The organism is Geotalea toluenoxydans JCM 15764, from assembly GCF_001311985.1.
Classification (GTDB): Bacteria; Desulfobacterota; Desulfuromonadia; order Geobacterales; family Geobacteraceae; genus Geotalea; species Geotalea toluenoxydans.
The window spans coordinates 19,691-38,866 of the sequence record NZ_BBCJ01000006.1; the positions used below are offsets into that span (position 1 = coordinate 19,691).

Sequence of the window (19,176 nt, forward strand, 5' to 3'; positions counted from 1 at the left end):
CTTGAACATTACTTCTGCATTCCTGGTAATTCCGGAGTAGGGATACCCCTTGCGGGTATCCTGGTAAGTCAGGATATCAGGTCGGAATTCATCCTCACCGACCGGAAATACTCCTCCCGGCACCAGTTCTCCACCTGGACCATGGCGCGGAAGGCTTCGCCGAAATCGCGGCCGATGGTGAAGACCCCATGGCCGTAGACGATGGCCTTGCCCGGTTTGCCGATCACCGGCGGCACCCTTTTGGCCAGACCGCCGGCGCCGATTTCGCCGGCCACCACGGGGGTATCGCCCAGGAAGCGGACCTTGGGGCAGTCTTTCCAGCAGTCCTTGATCCCGCAGCCTTTTTCTGTGCAGCGCATGCTCATGACCACGGCGAACTTGGGATGACCGTGGAGGATGACCGCCGTGCCGGTCTCCTCGTAAATGCGCCGGTGGGCCAGAAGCTCACTGGAGGCGGTGATGCCGGTGGTGGAGGAATTGTCCATGGGGACCGGATCGATGCAGCCGGCCAGTTCATCCAGGCTGGCGGCGGTCTGGGAGATATAGATGAGCTCGCCCTCCCGGGCCGAGATGTTGCCGAAGAAGGAATCCACCAGCCCCCGCTCCACCGTGTAACGCCCCACACGCTCCACTTCCGCCAGAATCGCCTCGCCGCCGGTGAGTGGCGCTTCCGCAAAACTCAGTCCCTCTGCAGTCAGGGGATGCAGCCATTGGTTGCGAAAGTCCGCGAATGCCTCGGCCTCTTCGGGGAAGATAAAGCCCCGATCCAGCACATCCTGCAGATATTTAACGAAGGAGGAGTGAAATATGGAGGAGTAGTTGATGTAGGCCTGTTCGACGGTAACGGCGCCGCTGGCGACAATGCCCACCCCCTCGATGATGATTCCCTTGCGATTGCCCAAGAGTTGGGCGATGCGGGGAGCAGGGTCGTCCTCCAGTTCAGCCCGGCGCAGAAAGGGAATGTCATGGAGAAAGGTGCGGGTCTCCGTGTCATTGGGGACAATGCGGCTCTCGGACATGGGAGCACGCCTCACCAGAAATTCGGCAAAGGGGAGCGAAGGGCGGGCGGCAACGAGGCCAAGGCAATTGAGGCGGGAGAGGGAATCGCCTGCAAGTTTTGCCAGACGCGGATTGCCTTCGCTGATCAGAACATCATCCTGGGCGGCAAAGGCGATCTCTCCGGTACATGCCGAACGGTCCGAGAGAAGCTTGGCACTGTATTTGGCGATCTGGTCTTTCATGGCAGACGCTCCAGAAAATCCGGGTCGGCAAAGGTCCCGTCTTCAGTCAGGCCGCGGATTCGGTAGTATTTCTGCATCTCCCCATGGAAACGGTGCCGGTCAATCGGATAAATGTCGATCCCATCACCACTGGAGCCGGGCTCACTGTAAAACCGGTCCGGAAGGAGATCATCCACTGCGGTAAAGCCGTTGGCGCAGTTATAGAATCGTTCGGTCAAGTAGATGCGCTCCCCTGTTTCTTTCAGTGACTGGGGCGTATATTCGACTCCGGTGGCGGCGCTCACAAGTTCCGCATATTCTTCCAGGGTGGCGCCGAAGAAGGAGAACTTGCAGGCAATCAGGGAATCGACAGCAGCATTGGTATCTTCGGCGATCTTGATGATCCTTGCCTTGCCCGAGAAGGAGAAACGGTCGGTGGGGACCGGCTTCCTCAAAATTTCGTGGGAGATGGGATAGGCGCGCAGATGGCAGCCCCCGCGATTGCTGGTGCAGTAGGCAAGCGCCATGCCGTAGGCACCGCGGGGGTCATAGGCCGGCAGCTCCAGGGACTTGACCGACATGGACAACTCCGGCCGGCCCAGTGCCTCTGCCACCCGGCGCGAGCCTAAGGAAAGGAGTTCCCCGTCATGGCATCGGCAGGCAATGTCATGGAGAAGCTGGGGAATTTCCTCTGCTATGGGGAACCTGCCGCAAATCTCTCCCCACGCAGAAAAGGTGGCAGCAGCAGTTATGGTATCCAGGCCCAGCTCGTTGCAGAGGGTATTTGCCTTGACGATGGCGGGGAGATCGGCAATGCCGTTGAGACCGCCAAAATGGGAAACCGTTTCATACTCGGGAAGATGCTCCCCGTTCGGCGTGCTCTTCTTGCACTGAATGGGGCAACCATAGCAGCCGTCCTTTTTTGCGGCACAAGCTTTGCGGATGGCAGGACCTGAATAGTTGGCTGATTCGGCAAAAAAAGTCTTTCTGAAGTTTTCGGTGGGAGCCATGCGCCGTTGCCGCATCAGGTCCACCAGTGCAGGAGTTCCGTATTCGCCGATGCCAAGTTCGCCGAAGATGACCGGAGAAGCTCGAAAAAGCCGCATCACATCCTGGCGGGCGTGGTCGAAGCGGGCCTGATCAAAGATCGCAGTAGATTTACTGCCCTCCACGACAATGCCCTTCAGCCGCTTTTTGCCCATCACAGCGCCGAGTCCGCCACGGCCGACCGAGTTCCCTTCCCCCATCATGATGTTGGCATAAAGAACGCCATTCTCTCCGGCCGGGCCGATACAGGCAACGCTGCCTCCTGCCCCCAGCGCAGATATGGCTTGATGAACCGTCTGCCCCCAAAGGTGGCCGGCAGCCCGAAGCTCAACCTTCTCGTCGGCAATGGAAAGCACTACCGGCTGACTGCTCTGGCCCGTGATGAACAAGGCATCGATCCCTGCGGCCTTGAGGCGCCAGGCAAAGCGTCCGCCAGCCGAACAATCATAAATGGTGCCGGTAAGAGGCGACCGGGAGACGACAGCCAGTCTTGCGGCCGTGGGGGCAGAGGTGCCGCACAGTGGCCCAACGGCAAAGATCAACGGCATCTGCGGGTCAAAGGGGTCGAGGCGATAATAATCCCGCATCAACCGCACCCCGAGCCCGCGCCCACCCAGATAGGAATGGAGCAGTTCAAGAGAGATATCTTCACGCCAGCAACGGCCACTGGTCAAGTCTACTTTTAAAATTTTTCCGGTCCAACCAAACATGCAGAAAACCGTTCTATGTTCTATGTTCTATGTTCGAGGTTCTGACCATCAACCACCGTCCATTAACCGCCGACTGGGTCTTTGGCCGCCGACTGCCTTTACAGGTATTCCGTAAGTCCCCGCCGCGCCAGCTCCTCCACCACCTTTTTCACATCCTGGGCTCGCTCTTTGGGGCAGACAAGCAGGGCATCGGGGGTATTGACGACGATCAGGTCCTTGACTCCGACCAGGGTCACCAATCGGTTGTCGCCATAGACGAGACAATCGCCGGCATCGACGGAGATCACCTCTTTGGCGTTGATGGCCACGTGGCGAGGTCATCGGCATCGGCCACTTCCGGAATGGCGCTCCAGCTTCCCACATCGCTCCAGCCGAAGTCAGCCGGAATTACCTGGACATTGTCCGCCTTTTCCATAACGCCGAAGTCGATGGATTCTCCCCCGATCTCCCCGTAAATGGCTTCGATCTGCGGCTTAAGGTCTCTGAGCTCCCAGATGCTCTCCGAAAAAACCAGTTTTGACAATGAAACGGCCAGCGGAGGCATGTAGCGACTGATGCCATCGAGTATGGTGCAGGCCTTCCAGATGAACATGCCGCTGTTCCAGAAGAAATTCCCTGCGGTGAGAAATTCCAGCGCCTTCTCCCGGTTCGGCTTCTCAACAAATCGTTTGACCGGAAACGGGCCGTGCTGCCGAAATCCATTGTCCGCTTCGATATAACCATAGCCGGTCTCGGGCCTGGTGGGGGTGATACCCAGAGTTACCAGATAGCCATTGATGGCCGCATTTTTGCCCTGGGTGATAACCCGGCAGAATCCGTCCTCATCGGAGATGTAATGGTCTGCCGGTAGGACCGCCATCACCCCGTCAGGATCGTGATAGGCGATGATGGATGCAGCCAGGCCGATGGCGGGGGCAGTATTGCGTGCAACCGGTTCGGCAATGATATCCACCGGAACCCCTTTGACATATTCCAACTGCCGGGTGGTCTCCTCAGCCTGCATGGCGTTGGTTACAATCAATACTCTTTTCGGCTTCAGCGGCAGGACACGTTCCAAGGTCCGTTGCAGCATTGATTTGCCACCGAAGACCGACATGAGCTGTTTCGGAGTTTTTTTGCGCGAAAGGGGCCAGAAGCGGGTGCCGGATCCGCCGGCGAGGATCACTATGTACATTTGGCATCTCCTGAAAGGGAAATTCTTATCGCTGATGACGCTGCAAAGTCTAGGTTGTTGTCCAGGATATGTCAAGCACAGTGGGCTATCTGGAGGGCTTTGAAAGCTTTGACAGTAACAGGGCCAAAGGTGCGGCAAGGATGCTCAACATGGCACCCATTTTTGCAGCACCCTGTGCCCCAGGTTCGACGAAAGCCTCCCCGGCGACGAAAAGCGCAACGGTAAAGCCGATTCCGGCAATGACCCCGGCCAGAAATAACTCCCGTCGCCCCATCCCCTTGGGGAGCTGGTAGCCGAATAGCTCCGCGATCGTTCCGAAAGCAAAAACTCCCAGGGTTTTACCGACAATGAGAGAAAACAGGACAATCCAGGTGGCCGGTCCAACGGCGGTAAATTCCACTCCGGCATTGGCCAGGCCGAACATGAACAGCCCCAGATCGACGAATACTTTCCAATCATGTTCGAACCTGGCGAGGGTGGACAGATCATCCGGATCCTCTTCGAAAATATGCTTTCTTTCCCGTGCCGCGTGGGGTAACAGCGGAATGATGAAGACCAGTGCCAGAGCAGGATGCAGATGGGCATTGAACAGCCCGGCCCAGCTCAGTCCGCCGCCGATAATGATATAGGGCCAGTAATTCCTGATCTTGGCCCAGCGCAAGGCAAGCGCCGCGAACACCCCGCCTGCAGTCAGCAGCAGCCACTGGGGTGCGGCCGACAGGTGTGGATCTGGATAAAATATGGCGATGATGGCCAAGCCGATGGCATCGTCGGCAACGGCTAAGAGCAGCAGAAAGGAAACAACCGGATGGTTTTTGCCGAAAACGAGGCGGGCGGCAAGCCAGGCGAAGGCAATATCGGTCGCCGTGGGAATTCCCCATCCATGGCGTAGCGCGGGGGTGCCAATAAGAAAATTGATGCAGAAATAAACGATGATCGGGCCTGTAACACCGCCAACGGTGGCAAACAGCGGATTCAATGCCTTCTTCAGCGGGTTGAGATCTCCCCCGGGATGAAAACTCTGTGTTATTTCCACTGCCGCAATGGCAAAGAACAGCACCATGAACAGATCATTGGTGATGAAATGGAAACTGAGCCCTGCAATGGACGGGGAGTGAACAAAAGAGTGATAGCCATGCGGGTCGAGGTTGATCCAAAAAAGGGCTGTGACGACCCCGGCCAGAAGCGGTACCGAAAATTCGCGCAGCATGTTTAGACGTTTCTTCACCAGGAATTCCTTTGGTTGGTAGGACGCAGCAGAAGATCAGGGGAGTGTTTCTTCTCCATTATCCACCCGGTGATAATCGTCTTGAAAGCGGACGATGTCATCCTCCCCAAGGTATTCACCACTTTGGACCTCAATAATGGTCAGGGGTATCAAACCGGGATTTTCCAGGCGATGGGTTGCCCCCATGGGGATGAAGGTGGATTCGTTGATATTGACGATCTGTTCCCGGTCGTTGCATGTTATTTTTGCCGTTCCCGAAACGACGATCCAGTGTTCGCTACGGTGATGGTGCATCTGCAGGGAAAGGCGCTGGCCGGGCTTGACCTCGATCCGCTTGATCTTGTAGCTTTTGTTTTCCTCAAGGACGGTGTAGGTTCCCCAAGGTCTTTCGCCATGCTCCATCACAGCCTCCTTAGTTTCAGATAATGCTTCAGCGCCTCTCGCCACGGCTGTGGCTGAAATCCGGTGTCACGGGTCAGCTTGCCGCAGTCCAGGGTGGAATAAAGCGGCCGCGGCGCCGGTCGTCCGAGATCCTTGGTCGACATGGGATTGACAGTGATATCCAGGCCCGACTCGGCAAAAATGGCGCTGGCAAATTCATTCCAGGAACAGAAACCGGCGTTGGCCGCATGGTAGATGCCACGACAATCTTTTTCGACAAGCGCCTTGATGGCCAAGGCCAGATCAACAGTCCAGGTTGGAGAACCGATCTGGTCATCGACCACCGCCAGTTCCCTTTTCTCCGTAGCCAGGCGCAGCATGGTTTCGACAAAGTTCTTGCCGTTTATGCCATACAGCCACTGTCCTGACGATAAGGTGGTCGGGGTTGAAGCGGGCATTCATCTCCCCTGCCAGCTTTGATTCGCCATAGACGCTCAGGGGCGCAGTCGGTTCATCCTCCAGATAAGGACTCCCCTTACCGCCGTCAAAAACATAGTCAGTACTCACCTGCACCAGTTTGGCGTCGATCTCACTGGTGGCCATGGCTAAATGGGCGACCCCTTCGCCGTTTACCTGCATGGCCAGTTCCTGGTTCGTTTCACAGCCATCCACATCCGTGTAGGCTGCGGCATTTATCACAACCCGTGGCCTGATGGTAAAAAGAACCTTCTGCACCGATTCCAGTGACGTGATATCGATATCTTCCAGGTCCACGCCACGGGCCCCAGGACCGAACAGCGCCATCAGGTCTTGGCCCAGCATCCCTTTTGCACCGACAATGAGTATCATCAGCGTCCCCCATACATCTTTTCATAGTAGTCGCGATAAGCGCCGGAGGTCACCTCTTCGACCCAGTCCTGATTAGCCAGATACCAGTCGATGGTCTCGGCAATGCCGCGCTCGAAGGTATAGGACGGTTCCCACCCCAGTTCCCGACGCATTTTCGATGCGTCGATGGCATAGCGTCGGTCATGGCCGGGGCGGTCCTTGACGAAGGTAATGAGCTGCCGGTTTTCCCCTGCTGCACGCCCGAGCCTGCCATCAAGCAGGTCGCAGACCAGGTTGACGATGTCGATGTTCTTCCATTCGTTGTTGCCGCCAATATTGTAGACCTGGCCGAGCCGGCCGGTTTTCAGTACCGTCTCGATGGCGATGGAGTGGTCCTTCACATGGAGCCAGTCCCGCACATTGAGGCCATCGCCGTAGACGGGGAGCGGCTTTCTGTTCATGATGTTGTGGATCATGAGGGGTATCAGCTTCTCCGGGAAATGACATGGTCCGTAATTATTTGAACAGCGGGTATTGAGGGTAGGAAAACCGTAGGTCTCGTGGTAGGCGCGGACCAGGAGGTCTGCACCGGTCTTGCTGGCCGAATAGGGAGAGTTGGGGGCAAGGGGAGTTTCCTCGGTGAAAAAACCGGTATCTCCCAGTGAACCGTAGACCTCGTCGGTGGAGACCTGAAGATAGCGAAACTGCGGCACGACCTTGGCCTGCCAGTGCTTGCGGCTCTCTTCCAGGAGCACCTGGGTGCCCAGGACGTTGGTGCGGACGAAGATTTCCGGACCGGTGATGGAACGATCCACATGGGATTCGGCGGCAAAATGCACCACCGCATCTACTTTTTCCTCTACAAGCAACCTTGCCACCAGAGAGGCATCGCAGATATCGCCCTTGACAAAGCGGTAACAGTGGTTATTTTCCACACCTTTCAGGTTTTCCAGGTTTCCCGCATAGGTGAGAAGATCCAGATTGATAATCCGACAACCGGGATTGGCCGGCATAAAGCTGTTGATGAAGTTCGAGCCGATGAACCCGGCGCCACCGGTGACGAGAACGGCACGCGGTTTAAAGTTTTCCGACATCATTCCTCCTGTCTCACCCTGCTGAGTATTTATAAAAGTGTGCGAAGCTTTAGAAAGTCTTCAGGGGACCGACGGCACCCACCCCGGCCAGGGTGAAGGTCAGCATGAATTCCCGATTATCCGCCCGGTCACGATAGGACAAGGTCACTCCCCAGCACTGATGCTTGTATTCAAGTGCGTAGATGGACTCAAGAAAATCCCCCTTGTCGAAAGAATAGCGGCCAGTGTAATTGAAAACAAAGGGTTTTACAAGACCAACGCCGAGCGTCCCTTCCAGGTACTCCAGCGATTCCCTGGAAAAGCGATAGCCGACCCCGAACCTGTTGCCGTCTTCCCCATCGTACCCGGCAGCAAGGATGGTCGAGGAAAAGCTTCCCCGGTAGGTGTTGAAACGGCTGTCAAGGTCCAATGACAGCCCGCTTATGGGAGACAACCGTGACTCGATCCTGAGGTCGGTCAGCGGCCGTCCTTCGTCCACCAGGGTCAGCAGGTCGCGGCGGGAACCGGTAGCCTGGTATCCCTGGCTGAGCCGCAAAAACATGATTTCCCGATAAAGGGAAGACCCGTCGGCCTGGGTGAATTTTCCGGTGACATAGTTGGCCAATGAAAGGTTGACCAGATTCTGCCCCAGCATCCGGTCCTCATAGTCGAAAAAGGGAAGTTCATCCTGATTGCGTTCCTGAACGAAAGAATAGGCAACCTCCGGTATCAGCAGATGGCGCACCTTGGGTATCGACAGCATCCCGGTATCGAATACCCTGGCGAAACGGCTCGATATGGTCAGCCCGGCATCGGCAACGCCTTCGCCATGGGTACCATTACCCGAATCGCCGCCGTAGGCATTGTAAAGACGCTGGCTGTAGCCGGCAGAAGCCGATAGATCGAGGAAACCCGCTTTAAAATACGAGGTAAACGTGGGGTGCACGGTAAAGCGCTGCCCTTCGATTCCCTGTGGGCGGTAAAAATTTACGGCGCTTGAATCCAGTGAAAAGAAAAAGGGGCTGTCGCCGATCTTGCGCCGGACAGCCGTAAAGGAGACGGAGGGAAGCCTCTGCAGGGTTGTTTTGTCGCTGCTGCCCATGTCGACGTTTTGCACATAGCCTAATTCCGCGTTCAGTACCTGGTCCTGCCAATGCTTTGTCAAGGCCGCCCTTGAATCCAGGTACTGGCGGTTATATTCCCCGGCGTCGTTGGTAAAGTCCCGGTAAAAGTCCCGGTCACTCACCAGATTGATGTCAGACCTGAAGGTGAGGCTGTCGGCAGTGGCATCCACATGTCGTTGAACAATGTCGCCGCGAAATCTTGACTGGGAGGTATCGTAAATGCCGTAGCCGGCAACGGACCCTTCGCTTCCCCCCTTGGCCATGTAGCGGTAATCGATACCGGTACCCACCCCGCGCTTGGTTTGGATGTCCAGATTGAGGGTGGCATCCTGGCTGGGGGTGATGGCCCAGTAAAAGGGAATGTCCAGATAAAATCCTTTTTTCGTAGAATTGCCGAGGCGCGGGAAGAGAAAACCCGACTGCCGTTCGGTTTTAACGGGGAAAATAAAATAGGGAAGATAGAAGAGGGGAACGTCCTTCACGTAAAAAAGCACATCGCGGCCGGTCGCATATTCTTCCAGGGTAAGATCCAGATTCCTGGCGGTAAAATGCCAACTGGGAGAATCGCCGTCACAGGTGGTGAAGGCACCCCGCTCCATGTGGTAGTCAGCGGTGCCCACCTTGCTCATCAGGCCGCTGCGAATATGGAAATTAGGCTTCTTCAGAAAAAGATAGCCATTTGCCACCTCTCCCTGTTCCGTCACCGTATTCAGCCTGACCCGGTCACCATGGAGTATATCTTCCCCTTTTTCCAGGACAACGTTGCCTTCGGCAATGGCTTCGCCCTCTTCTTCACTGAAAACGGCACTGTCCGACAGAAGTGTGACGCCATCATACCTGATACGCACATTGCCGTCGGCCTGAAAAGACGAACTCCTTTCAGCATAGGAAAGGCTGTCGGCAGAAATACGCACCGGTCCCGATGGAGAAACATCGGTAGCCATGGCAGAACTGGCGCAGGCAAGGAAAAAGAGAATTTTGCAAAACGGCCCAAGGGCTCTTGAAAGCTTCATTCAGGACTCTGACTGGCTAAAATTTGAATAGTTGGGCCGATATTCATACTGCTTTCAACCGCGGAACGGCTCGAATTGCCGGGAAAAAAGGGTGGCTCTTGCCTCACCCACCGTGAAGAGGGACCCGCAGACAAGGATCAGGTCATCGGCCCCGGCCCTGCTCCGGGCAGCAGCCAATCCAGCCGCCACGCTCCCCGCATCATGGGCCATCAGCTTGTCGACGGCAGAATTCTGCAAGTTCAACCCCAGGGAGAGCCCGCGGCAACAAAGGTGCCACGGCAAAGACCTCATCGGCGAAAGGCAGGATAGTCCGAGAATGCCCCCCAGATCCTTGTCCCCCATAACGCCAACGATCAGCAACAGCCGCCTGCGTGGGATTTCAGACAGGGCACCAGCCAGTGCCGTGCTTCCGGCCGGGTTGTGGGCTCCATCAAGGAGTATGCGGGGTGAAGTAGTTATCATCTCCATCCGGCCCGGCCACTTTGCCCCTTCGATCCCGGCAGACATGGCAGTCATTGCCACGGAAAATCCCGCCTGGCCAAGGGCCTCCACTGCGGCCAGAGCTACAGCAGCATTGAATTTCTGATAGCTGCCGCAAAGTCCCGGCCTGAGGCCTGCCAGTGAAATGGACCGCCCTTTGTAGGAAAGGCCGTTTTCCAGCCACTCCGCGTCAAAGTCTCTGCCACAGCAATAGAGGGGGCTGTCCAGTTCACGGCAACGCATTTCCAGTTCCCCCCTTGCGTCAGGCTCTTGGGGGGAAATGACCACCGGTCGCCCGGCCTTGATGATGCCCGCTTTCTCTCTGGCAATGGCAGCAATGGATGACCCCAGATATTCGCTGTGGTCAATAGAGACAGGAGTAATGACCGAGAGAATGCCGTCAAGGGCGTTGGTGGCATCAAAGCTTCCCCCCATGCCTGCTTCCATGACAGCCAAATCCACCTTCTGTTCGGCAAAATGAAGACAGGCCATGGCAGTGACCATTTCGAAAAAAGTCGTTTCCGCCGGTGCTGCCGACAGCACTCTCTGCCCCAGCCTGACCACGTCCTCTTCGGAAATTTCCCTGCCATTGATGCGGATTCTCTCGGTGAAGCTGATCAGATGCGGTGAGGTAAAAAGCCCGACGCGATAGCCCCCCTCAGCAAGCATGGATGCCATAAAACACGAGGTGGAGCCTTTGCCGTTGGTACCGGCCACGTGAACGGATTTGAAGGTTGACTGGGGATTATCCAGGGCTTGCAGCAGGGCGGTTATTCGGTCCAAACCAGGCCTGATACCGAAACGGCCAAGGCCGTATATGTGGTTGAGAATCTCCTGATAGGTCATGGCAGGCCGGAATTATAGGGAAAGCACGTGGAAAAGTCTACAGATTTGCGGTGAGCGAATATGGAAAACCCCTGCCATTCATCCGAAAAGCAGGGGCGTTGGTCCCGGCACCGACAAAACGTTGAATTATTGCCGGTACAACATCTTCAGCATCTGGGAGAGTTTCTGGCGCATCTCCCTGCGCTCGACAATGATATCGACCATGCCATGGTCAAGGAGGTACTCAGCCCGCTGGAAACCGGCCGGCAGTTTCTGGCGGATGGTCTGTTCGATGACCCGCGGACCGGCAAAACCGATGAGTGCCTTGGGCTCGGACATGTTGATGTCTCCGAGCATGGCGAAGCTAGCAGTTACACCGCCGGTGGTGGGATCGGTGAGGATGGAAATAAAGGGTAGCCCCTTCTCCTTCAGTTTGGCCAGTGCCGCAGAGGTTTTGGCCATCTGCATCAGCGACAGGATACTCTCCTGCATCCTCGCCCCTCCCGATGCAGAGATGATTATCACCGGGGTATGTTTTTCGATACCCCGTTCGATGGCTCGGGTTATCTTTTCGCCGACCACGCTCCCCATGCTGCCCCCCATGAAGGAGAAATCGAAGACGGCAACCTGCAGCGGCGTTCCTTCAATCTTTCCTTCGCCGCAGATGATGGCGTCCTTGGAGCCCCCTTTGGCAACGGCTGCATTGATACGTTCCTGGTAGCTTTTCGAATCCTTGAAGTTGAGGCAGTCCACCGACACGATGTTTGCATCGTGCTCGACGAAACTCCCTTCATCGAGAAGGATGGCAAGTCTTTTCCGTGCCGAAATGCGGAAATGAAAATTGCATTTCGGGCAGACATTGAGATTGTTCTCGATGTCCTTGGATATGATGACTTCGCCGCAACTCTGGCATTTCGTCCAGAGCCCTTCCGGAACACGGACCCTCTTTTTTTCGGTAGTCGCCTGAACGCCGTTACGTTTACTGAACAAGCCCATATTTGCCCTCTTCATGGCATCATTTGCCGGGTTGGTTTTATTGAAAATGAAATGTTCTATTAGCAGAAAGGATGTGCCAAGTCAATTTTTATGGAAGCGACGATGGATTTCCTAAGGACTTCAGAGGTTATGATGGTAAGTTTCACGCCGCAATGCCTGCCTTGAGGGCTGAAACCATGGTTGACAACTTCGTATGGAGCTCTTTGCCGCTGAACTGTTCGAACTGCCTGACAAGGGCACTACCGACAACTACTCCGTCGGCAACCGAGGCTATGCTACCGGCCTGAGCCGGGTCGGAAATGCCGAATCCGACAACCACAGGCAGAGTCACCCGGTTCCTGATCTTTTGCACGTCGGAAAACACATTTTCGGCTACGCTCGACCTGGCGCCGGTAACACCTGTAACCGAGACGTAGTAGATGAAACCACTTCCCAGGTGCGCCACTTTCCTGATCCGTTCCTCATCGGAAGTTGGAGTCAGTAGAAAGATAACCGCCAATCCGCTCCTGTCGGCAATGGCCTTGAATTCACCGGCTTCCTCCGGCGCAGGTCGACCAGCAGAACCCCGTCCACACCGGCAGCAACGGCATCAGAAACAAATCGCTCGACTCCGTGAAGAAAAATTGGATTGTAATATCCCATGAGAATAATGGGTATCTGGGTCTTTCTGCGTACCGATTTTACTGTGGCTAAAATTTTTGGCAAAGTGGTACCGGCTGCCAAAGCACGCTCCGAAGACAGTTGTATGGTGGGACCGTCGGCCATGGGATCCGAAAATGGAACCCCCAGTTCTATCAAATCGGCGCCTGCTTTCTCCAGATCGATGATCAGCGATTCGGTTGTTTCAAGGTCCGGATCACCGGCGGTAATAAAAGTTACCAGCGCCTTTTTTTTGTTTTCTGCCAGCTTGGCAAAGGTATTGTCAATTCTGCCCATCATGAGTTCTCCGAATTATGCCGTTTCCTCAAGTTCAGTAACTTCTTCCTCGTCCACCTTGAACATGTCCATTTCCTTGCGCAGGACTTCGATCTGGCGGAAAAGGCCGGAAACCGCTTCTTTCATGGCACCGGTGGCCTCCAGGTTGATATGGGTCGACTGCTGAATGTCCTCGACGGCAACAACAATCTGCTCACTGCCCCGGTTCTGTTCATCACAGGCTCGCTTTATCTGCTGAATCATGTCGGTTATATTTTCAGTTGACTTGGCAATGAAAGTGCCAACCTTGCTCTGCTCCCGGTAGAAGACCTGACCTGTCCGGTGAGTGCCTTCATTTTTTCCACGGCAGCCATAATCAATTCGCTTCCCTGCCCCTGCTCGCGCGTGGCCTTGGCAATCTGCTCCACCATCTCGGCCACCTGCTCCATGGCTTCGCGGATCATCTGGCTGCCCTTTGCCTGCTCGACAGTGGCGCGGGCTATCTCATCCACCTGCTCCGTCGCCTTCTGAACGCCGGTTACGATCTTGTTTAACGCTTCACCGGATTTCTGGGACAGGAGTTCGCCGTCAGCAATGCTTTTTTCGGCCTGCGCCATTGCTTGCACCGCCCGGCGAGTCTCATCCTGCACTGCTTGATGACCAGGGCGATTTCACGGGTGGAACTGCTGGTACGTTCGGCCAGTTCCTTTATCTCATCGGCCACAACGGCAAAGCCCTTGCCGTGCTCCCCAGCCTGAGCCGCAATAATGGCTGCATTGAGCGCCAGAAGATTTGTCTGCTCCGCCACCTCGTCGATAACTGAAAGAATGGCGCCAATATCGTTGGCCCGTCCGGAGAGAGTATCAATAACTTCGTAGGTAATGCGGGAAGAACGCTTGATCTCATCAATACCTTCGATGGTAGCCTCAACGGCTTCCTTGCCGGTTTCAGCATCCTTGCGGACTTCATCGGAAATAGCTGCCGTCTCCATGGCATTTCTTTCCACCTGCTTGATGGTGCTATCCATTTCCATGACCGACGAAGCAGTTGACGTGGCCACATCAAGAAGACTCACCACCCCGTTGCCGATCTGCTTGATGGATGCGGCCATCTGGGTAATGGAGGAGCTGACATCTTCCACGGAATGGGAAAGGGTTTCGACATTCTGGGCTACCTCTTCGACACTGGCGGCCATTTCCAGAATAGAGGAAGAGCTTTCGGAGGCGGAAAGGGACAGGCTGTCCACACCCCTGGCAACCCCTTTGACCGAGGTATTTATCTGGGAAATCGCAGCCGAAGTGTTGTTGACACTGTCAGCCTGTATTCTGGCAGTATCGACAACCTTCTGGGATGATTCATTTATTGTACCTGAGATAGAGGTGAGCTCGGCAGCAGATCTATTGACTTTACCGACCACCACGGAGAGCTTTGCAGCCATGACGTTGAAATCCGCACCAAGTTTTCCCAACTCGTCGCCGGAATCAACGGCCACCCTTGTGGTAAGATTTCCATCGGCACCCTCATCAAGGCACTTGCCATTGAATGGATGCGCGTAACGATATTTCTTGTGGTTTTGATACCCAGGAGTATACCGAGAATGACCGCTGCGATAATCACAACGATAAAGGCGATTACCGAAGTGCTTTGAATCTCATGAACCTGCTTGTCCGCCTTGGTCATCTGCGTTCCGACCTCAAGGAGCAGATCATCGGTGTCGGCCTTTGCCTTTTCAATCGCATCGGCAATATCTTCCTGGGCAAGTTTGTTGAGCCTGTTGTCAGCCAGGGCAGCCATTGCTGCCTGATCTATGACACCAGGCTTCACGCCTTTCAGCAGGCCCTCCTTGTGAGCCAGAAGTTCGTCAGCTATTTTCTCGAACTCTTCCCAGCTGGCCAAGGCGGCGTTGGTCCGCTGTTCGACAACGCTTCCTGCCTTGGCAGGCTTGATGCCGAGTTTGGCATTTCCTTTCAGTATGATTTCGCACTGGCTACGAAACAAATCTCGCTTCATGCGATAGTCTTCGGCATATTCCTCGAATTTGTCCTTTTCTGCGCGAACCATGGCTGCCTGCATCAGGCTCACATGGCAGTATTTCTGGGTCACCCCCATTAGCAGGACAAGTTTCTGCTGGCTTGCCAGGTTCTGCATGATGTTCTGGATCTGATCCCCCACCTTTTTCATGCTCCATGAGCCAAAGGCACCGGTCAAGGCGACAATCAGGGCCATGATCAGAAAGGAGCCAACCAGGCGATAACTGAGTTTCATATTTTTCACGTGCGAACCCCCGTGATTTCAAAACTATTACAAGGTACGGACTTGCTGGATATTTATGGTTCCGTATAAGTATCGGGCTGAAAGTTTAGTGTTCAGCTTCATTAAGCAGGTAGTTCATCAAGTCAACTGTAGCTTTGACCTCCGGCTTGCTCATGTTGGAATCGGGCTTGCGCAGCATTTTCACGCCATAGGCCTTGGTCGCGTTCCGGTCGAAGATCTGTCCGGATATGGGGGCAACTCCCGTCTGAATGGCCACGATTGTCCTTTCCAGAGTATGGCATTTCACACACTTGGTTTTCATGATCTCATAATTAGCCTTCATTGCCGGTGGGAATTTTGCAGGATCAAGCCGCATGCTGTCCCCTCTGCCGATAACTTTGAGCCCGGCGTGGGCAGCGGTCGTAGAAAGGCAGAATAAAACCAGAAAAGAAAACACTTTATTCATTTGATAATTCCTCCGCAATACTTTGACTTGTTATCAAAAAGCGTACGTTACACCAAGAAGGGCAATTCGGAAAATTTTCTCCTGCATGTCTTCATATCGGTACTCAAGGGAGAGTTTGACGTTCTGCAGTGGTGTGTAAACTACAGCGGGCACATAGCGGCGGGTAATCTCCAACCCGTCATCCTGGTATTCATAACGGAAAAGCACCGCGGCGTCGATCGGTGATCCAAGGTAGTATTCGGCCTCGGAGCCGACGACAACGGAATCCCTCTCCACAGGGGTGCTGCTGTAATCAGGATTTTCATCCCAGCCGTGGACACCGCTCACCTTGATCCTCAGCCGTTTGTACTGGAGATCCATATCGCCACCAGCGCGGTAAAAACGGTTCTGCATGCCAAATCCGGTGTCGTCCGTGGTATTGCGCCCCGCATAACCGAAGCCGCCAAAGGTAACCGTCAGATAGTCAAAGATACTCTCGGTGTCCAGGTCCATCTCCGGCTCGTTACCATGGAAATCGGAACCGCCCAGTTTCAAAGAGACATGGCCATAGCCTTCTTTTCGGTCCTGGCCATCCCGGTCGACAATGCCGCCTGCGACAAAGAGTCTCTTCCAGAGGACGGCATTCGCCTCAAGGGCGTCCTGACTTGAGGTCTGGGTAAACCGGGTCGGAAATACGCCTGCAACACTGTAAGAAAGAGGTGCCAATGTGGATGCAGTAGTAATCTTGTTGTTCGACTTCCAAAGGTTGAGTCTAGGCTCGAAGCGGCCAAACTTGATGTTTAAAGGAGTATCTAGAAGATTTCGCCACTGGACAAAAAGCTCGTGCAGTTTGTCCACATCGGCATCGCTCTCCGCATGGCTGGAGAGGATATATGCGGCATAAAATCCGAATTTATCCCGGAATGAGCCTCCTCCATTAAGAACAAAGGTGCGGGTGGCGAAATCGAATTTGTGATTGTCGGCAGCATCATTATTATAGACAACGTTCTGGGTTGCCCTGAAGGAAACGGGAAGTAGCTCCGGGATACCGGCAAGCCACAGCCCCTCGTTACCTTTTACCTTCTGCTCCTCTACTTTTGTTGCTTCACCTTTACCGGAAGCTGCCTGTGACTTCAGCTTTGCCAGTAGTTCGGGGTCGCCTTCGCCAGAGACCTGAACATCGGCGACAGGCGCCGGAACTTTAGCCTCTGCTTGCTTGGCGAGCGGGACGTAGCTGTTTTTCTGAAATGCCTCGCCGTACTCATTGAGCTCCGGATATATGGTATGACATGTGGAACATTCTGTTTTGTGTTGTCGGCTGAAAGCAGGTATTGCATCGGCAGTATTGATGTTTACCAGCATGAACGCTGCTGCCACTAGCACAAGCAGGGCAACCTTTATTTGGCTTAGCATGAAAACCCCCTTACAGAATTAAAAACAATACATTAACCACAGAAAGCTTTTAAAAATGCGCCATTTAACATAAATTGAGCTAATCACTATTACAATATTGCCTGACTTAAGTCAACCGCCGACCTCATGCTGTAAGAAATTTATTTACTAAAACAGTAATTTAACTTATACATTTCACCTGAAACAGTTGACGGCAATTACAAGTGTTGTTTTTTGATTAAAGGAGGTAAATGAATGAGAATTTCCTATCTGTTACCGCTGCTTTTATTCTCACTGCTGGTCTCAATGACAGGCTGTGGCAGTGACAACACCGCCAACCAGGCGGTATCAGCTTTTGCCGCCTCTGAGAAATGCATCACCTGCCATAATACCTCCGATTCCATTTCATCGGTGACCGGCGCCAAAATCAATGATGAATGGGCCCGTTCGGCACACAATACCATGCACGGAGCAAGTTGTATCGACTGCCACGGCAGCGGCAACGGACACCCAAACAACTGTGGCGGTTGCATGGCGGGTCGACTGCCTCGGGCCTGGAGTTCCATAACCCGGAGCAGGCAAGCACGTGCTACAAGTGCCACGGTCTATCCCACACGAATGATGCCATGTTGCTTAACGCTCCGCAGCACTTCGGCAATATGACGGCAAGTCTTACGAATGTGCGTGGCCGTGCCTCTTACGTCAGTTCCAATTTCATCGGCAACTGCCGGAAATGTCATAACCCCCATGATACCTCAACAGCACTGGAAATCGGGCGACAATGGGCGGAGAGCGGCCACGGCGATACTGCGGGTTCACCGCGGGCATCAAGGGATTTCAAAACCTATGGAACTTACCAGCCAGTGAATACTACTTTCGAAAGTAACTGCGTCCGCTGCCACACCACAACCGGCTATGTAAATTTCGTCTCTTCTGGATTTACGGTTCAGCGTCCTTTTGCCGGCCCGGGCTTCCAGATTGCACAGTATCCTGCACTTTCCACAGATACAACCAAAGAAGTCACCGCCTGCAACGCCTGTCATGACGACGGCAATGGCAATGCCTACAGCTTTAAGCTGCGGACGGTTCCTCAGGTGTATATCTATTATAACTATTCGGGAAGCAGCACCGCTACAAATCCCGGCGCCAGGGCCGTTTCGCTCCAGACCAGTATTCCTGTCAAATTTAACAACAACCTCGTCTACTATCCGGATTCAGGCCCGTCCAACATGTGCATCAGCTGTCACGCCGGAAGGGGTTATGGCAACATGATCACGATTGCAGCGGGTGCTCCGTATTTCCTCAACTTCAGCACCAGTACGAGCATCGGCAGCGCACATGCCTTTCCGGGAGCAGCTACTCTGTTTCAGAAAATCGGCTATGAGTATGCGGGGCGCGATTATTCTTCTGCTGCTTTTCTCCATAGCAAGATTGGGGTATCGAATACTAATGCCACCGGCAACCTTGGTCCCTGCATTTCCTGCCACATGAACAGTACTGAATCCCATTCTTTCAGGCCGGTTGCATTCTCCACAGAGCCCACAGAAACAAACCCGACCGTCGGAGTTATCGGCAGTCTCGTAAGCCGGACTTGTAGTAAATGCCATACCGGCGCCAATTCCTGGACTGCGACAAAACTTCAGGGCAAGCGTTCCGGTTTCCAGACGGCAATTACTGCACTTTACGGCTTGTTCTACAAGCAGGGAGTTGTGGTTTCCAGAACTACAACAAGCTGGGGAATACCGACGAATTACAACTGGAACAGACTCTACGGCAGTGCCAGCGGACCTAACACCATGGGTGCTTACACCAACTATAACGTGCTTAAAAGCGATTGGGGCGCCTATGCTCACAATGATCGATATGTGAGACGACTCATTTATGACTCCATCGACTGGCTCAACGACGGCGTGCTCAACAATGATGTGGAAGCGGCCATCAACAGCCTGGCTACCGCCAAAAACCCCTGGAACAGCAGCGTTAACTACTCAGGTTCAGAACTGCTGACAATGCAGCAGAATGCAATCCGATACCTGATTGGCGGACCGGGTGGACCACGTCCATAAAGAATC

General features: G+C 54.3%; 12 protein-coding genes and 4 pseudogenes. 2 read left to right on the forward strand and 14 right to left on the reverse strand.

Features of this window, described 5'->3' with window-relative positions; translation table 11 throughout:
* Positions 1 to 68: 68 nt before the first annotated feature.
* From JCM15764_RS04825 to JCM15764_RS04890, 14 genes and pseudogenes are all read right to left on the reverse strand, one after another.
* Complete coding sequence (locus tag JCM15764_RS04825) at positions 69 to 1,241, reverse strand: class II aldolase/adducin family protein (RefSeq protein ID WP_054693177.1); 1,173 nt, start codon at positions 1,239 to 1,241, stop codon at positions 69 to 71.
* The gene (locus JCM15764_RS04830) at positions 1,238 to 2,977 is read right to left on the reverse strand and encodes an aldehyde ferredoxin oxidoreductase family protein (protein WP_054693180.1); all 1,740 of its coding nucleotides are present in this window, start codon (positions 2,975 to 2,977) and stop codon (positions 1,238 to 1,240) included. Before JCM15764_RS04830 ends, JCM15764_RS04825 begins: the two co-directional genes overlap by 4 nt.
* 98 nt (positions 2,978 to 3,075) lie before the next feature.
* Positions 3,076 to 4,151: pseudogene (locus tag JCM15764_RS04835) on the reverse strand (mannose-1-phosphate guanylyltransferase).
* A gap of 85 nt (positions 4,152 to 4,236) precedes the next feature.
* On the reverse strand, positions 4,237 to 5,379 hold the full coding sequence (locus tag JCM15764_RS04840; RefSeq protein WP_054693183.1) for a Na+/H+ antiporter NhaA: 1,143 nt from the start codon (positions 5,377 to 5,379) through the stop codon (positions 4,237 to 4,239).
* A gap of 36 nt (positions 5,380 to 5,415) precedes the next feature.
* Positions 5,416 to 5,781: a cupin domain-containing protein gene (locus tag JCM15764_RS04845; protein WP_012646958.1), complete on the reverse strand. Its 366-nt coding sequence runs from the start codon at positions 5,779 to 5,781 to the stop codon at positions 5,416 to 5,418.
* Positions 5,781 to 6,609, reverse strand: a pseudogene (gene rfbD / locus JCM15764_RS04850) (dTDP-4-dehydrorhamnose reductase). Before rfbD ends, JCM15764_RS04845 begins: the two are co-directional and overlap by 1 nt.
* A complete protein-coding gene (gene rfbB / locus JCM15764_RS04855; RefSeq protein ID WP_054693185.1) occupies positions 6,609 to 7,682 on the reverse strand; it encodes a dTDP-glucose 4,6-dehydratase in 1,074 nt (357 codons plus the stop codon). The pseudogene rfbD and the gene rfbB overlap by 1 nt, the downstream one beginning before the upstream one ends.
* Positions 7,683 to 7,731: 49 nt before the next feature.
* Positions 7,732 to 9,798, reverse strand: coding sequence for an LPS-assembly protein LptD (locus tag JCM15764_RS04860; RefSeq protein WP_054693187.1), 2,067 nt, complete (start codon positions 9,796 to 9,798; stop codon positions 7,732 to 7,734).
* A 54-nt stretch (positions 9,799 to 9,852) separates the two neighbouring features.
* On the reverse strand, positions 9,853 to 11,124 hold the full coding sequence (locus tag JCM15764_RS04865; protein WP_243688378.1) for a bifunctional folylpolyglutamate synthase/dihydrofolate synthase: 1,272 nt from the start codon (positions 11,122 to 11,124) through the stop codon (positions 9,853 to 9,855).
* Between the two features lie 126 nt (positions 11,125 to 11,250).
* A complete protein-coding gene (accD, locus tag JCM15764_RS04870) occupies positions 11,251 to 12,099 on the reverse strand; it encodes an acetyl-CoA carboxylase, carboxyltransferase subunit beta (RefSeq protein ID WP_054693190.1) in 849 nt (282 codons plus the stop codon).
* Positions 12,100 to 12,241: 142 nt separating this feature from the next.
* Positions 12,242 to 13,035: pseudogene (gene trpA, locus JCM15764_RS04875) on the reverse strand (tryptophan synthase subunit alpha).
* 15 nt (positions 13,036 to 13,050) lie between these two features.
* A pseudogene (locus tag JCM15764_RS04880) lies at positions 13,051 to 15,279 on the reverse strand (methyl-accepting chemotaxis protein).
* Between the two features lie 94 nt (positions 15,280 to 15,373).
* A complete protein-coding gene (locus JCM15764_RS04885; RefSeq protein ID WP_054693193.1) occupies positions 15,374 to 15,733 on the reverse strand; it encodes a hypothetical protein in 360 nt (119 codons plus the stop codon).
* Between the two features lie 33 nt (positions 15,734 to 15,766).
* Positions 15,767 to 17,125 carry a hypothetical protein gene (locus JCM15764_RS04890; RefSeq protein WP_054693196.1) on the reverse strand — a complete coding sequence of 453 codons (1,359 nt, stop codon included), beginning with the start codon at positions 17,123 to 17,125 and terminating at the stop codon, positions 15,767 to 15,769.
* A 234-nt stretch (positions 17,126 to 17,359) separates the two neighbouring features.
* On the opposite strand from JCM15764_RS04890, the gene JCM15764_RS04895 reads away from it, so the two are divergent.
* Both JCM15764_RS04895 and JCM15764_RS04900 read left to right on the forward strand, forming a co-directional pair.
* Entirely contained in the window at positions 17,360 to 17,767 is a 408-nt protein-coding gene (locus JCM15764_RS04895; protein WP_054693199.1) for a hypothetical protein, read from the forward strand.
* On the forward strand, positions 17,731 to 19,170 hold the full coding sequence (locus tag JCM15764_RS04900; protein ID WP_243688379.1) for a multiheme c-type cytochrome: 1,440 nt from the start codon (positions 17,731 to 17,733) through the stop codon (positions 19,168 to 19,170). Before JCM15764_RS04895 ends, JCM15764_RS04900 begins: the two co-directional genes overlap by 37 nt.
* Positions 19,171 to 19,176: the final 6 nt, after the last annotated feature.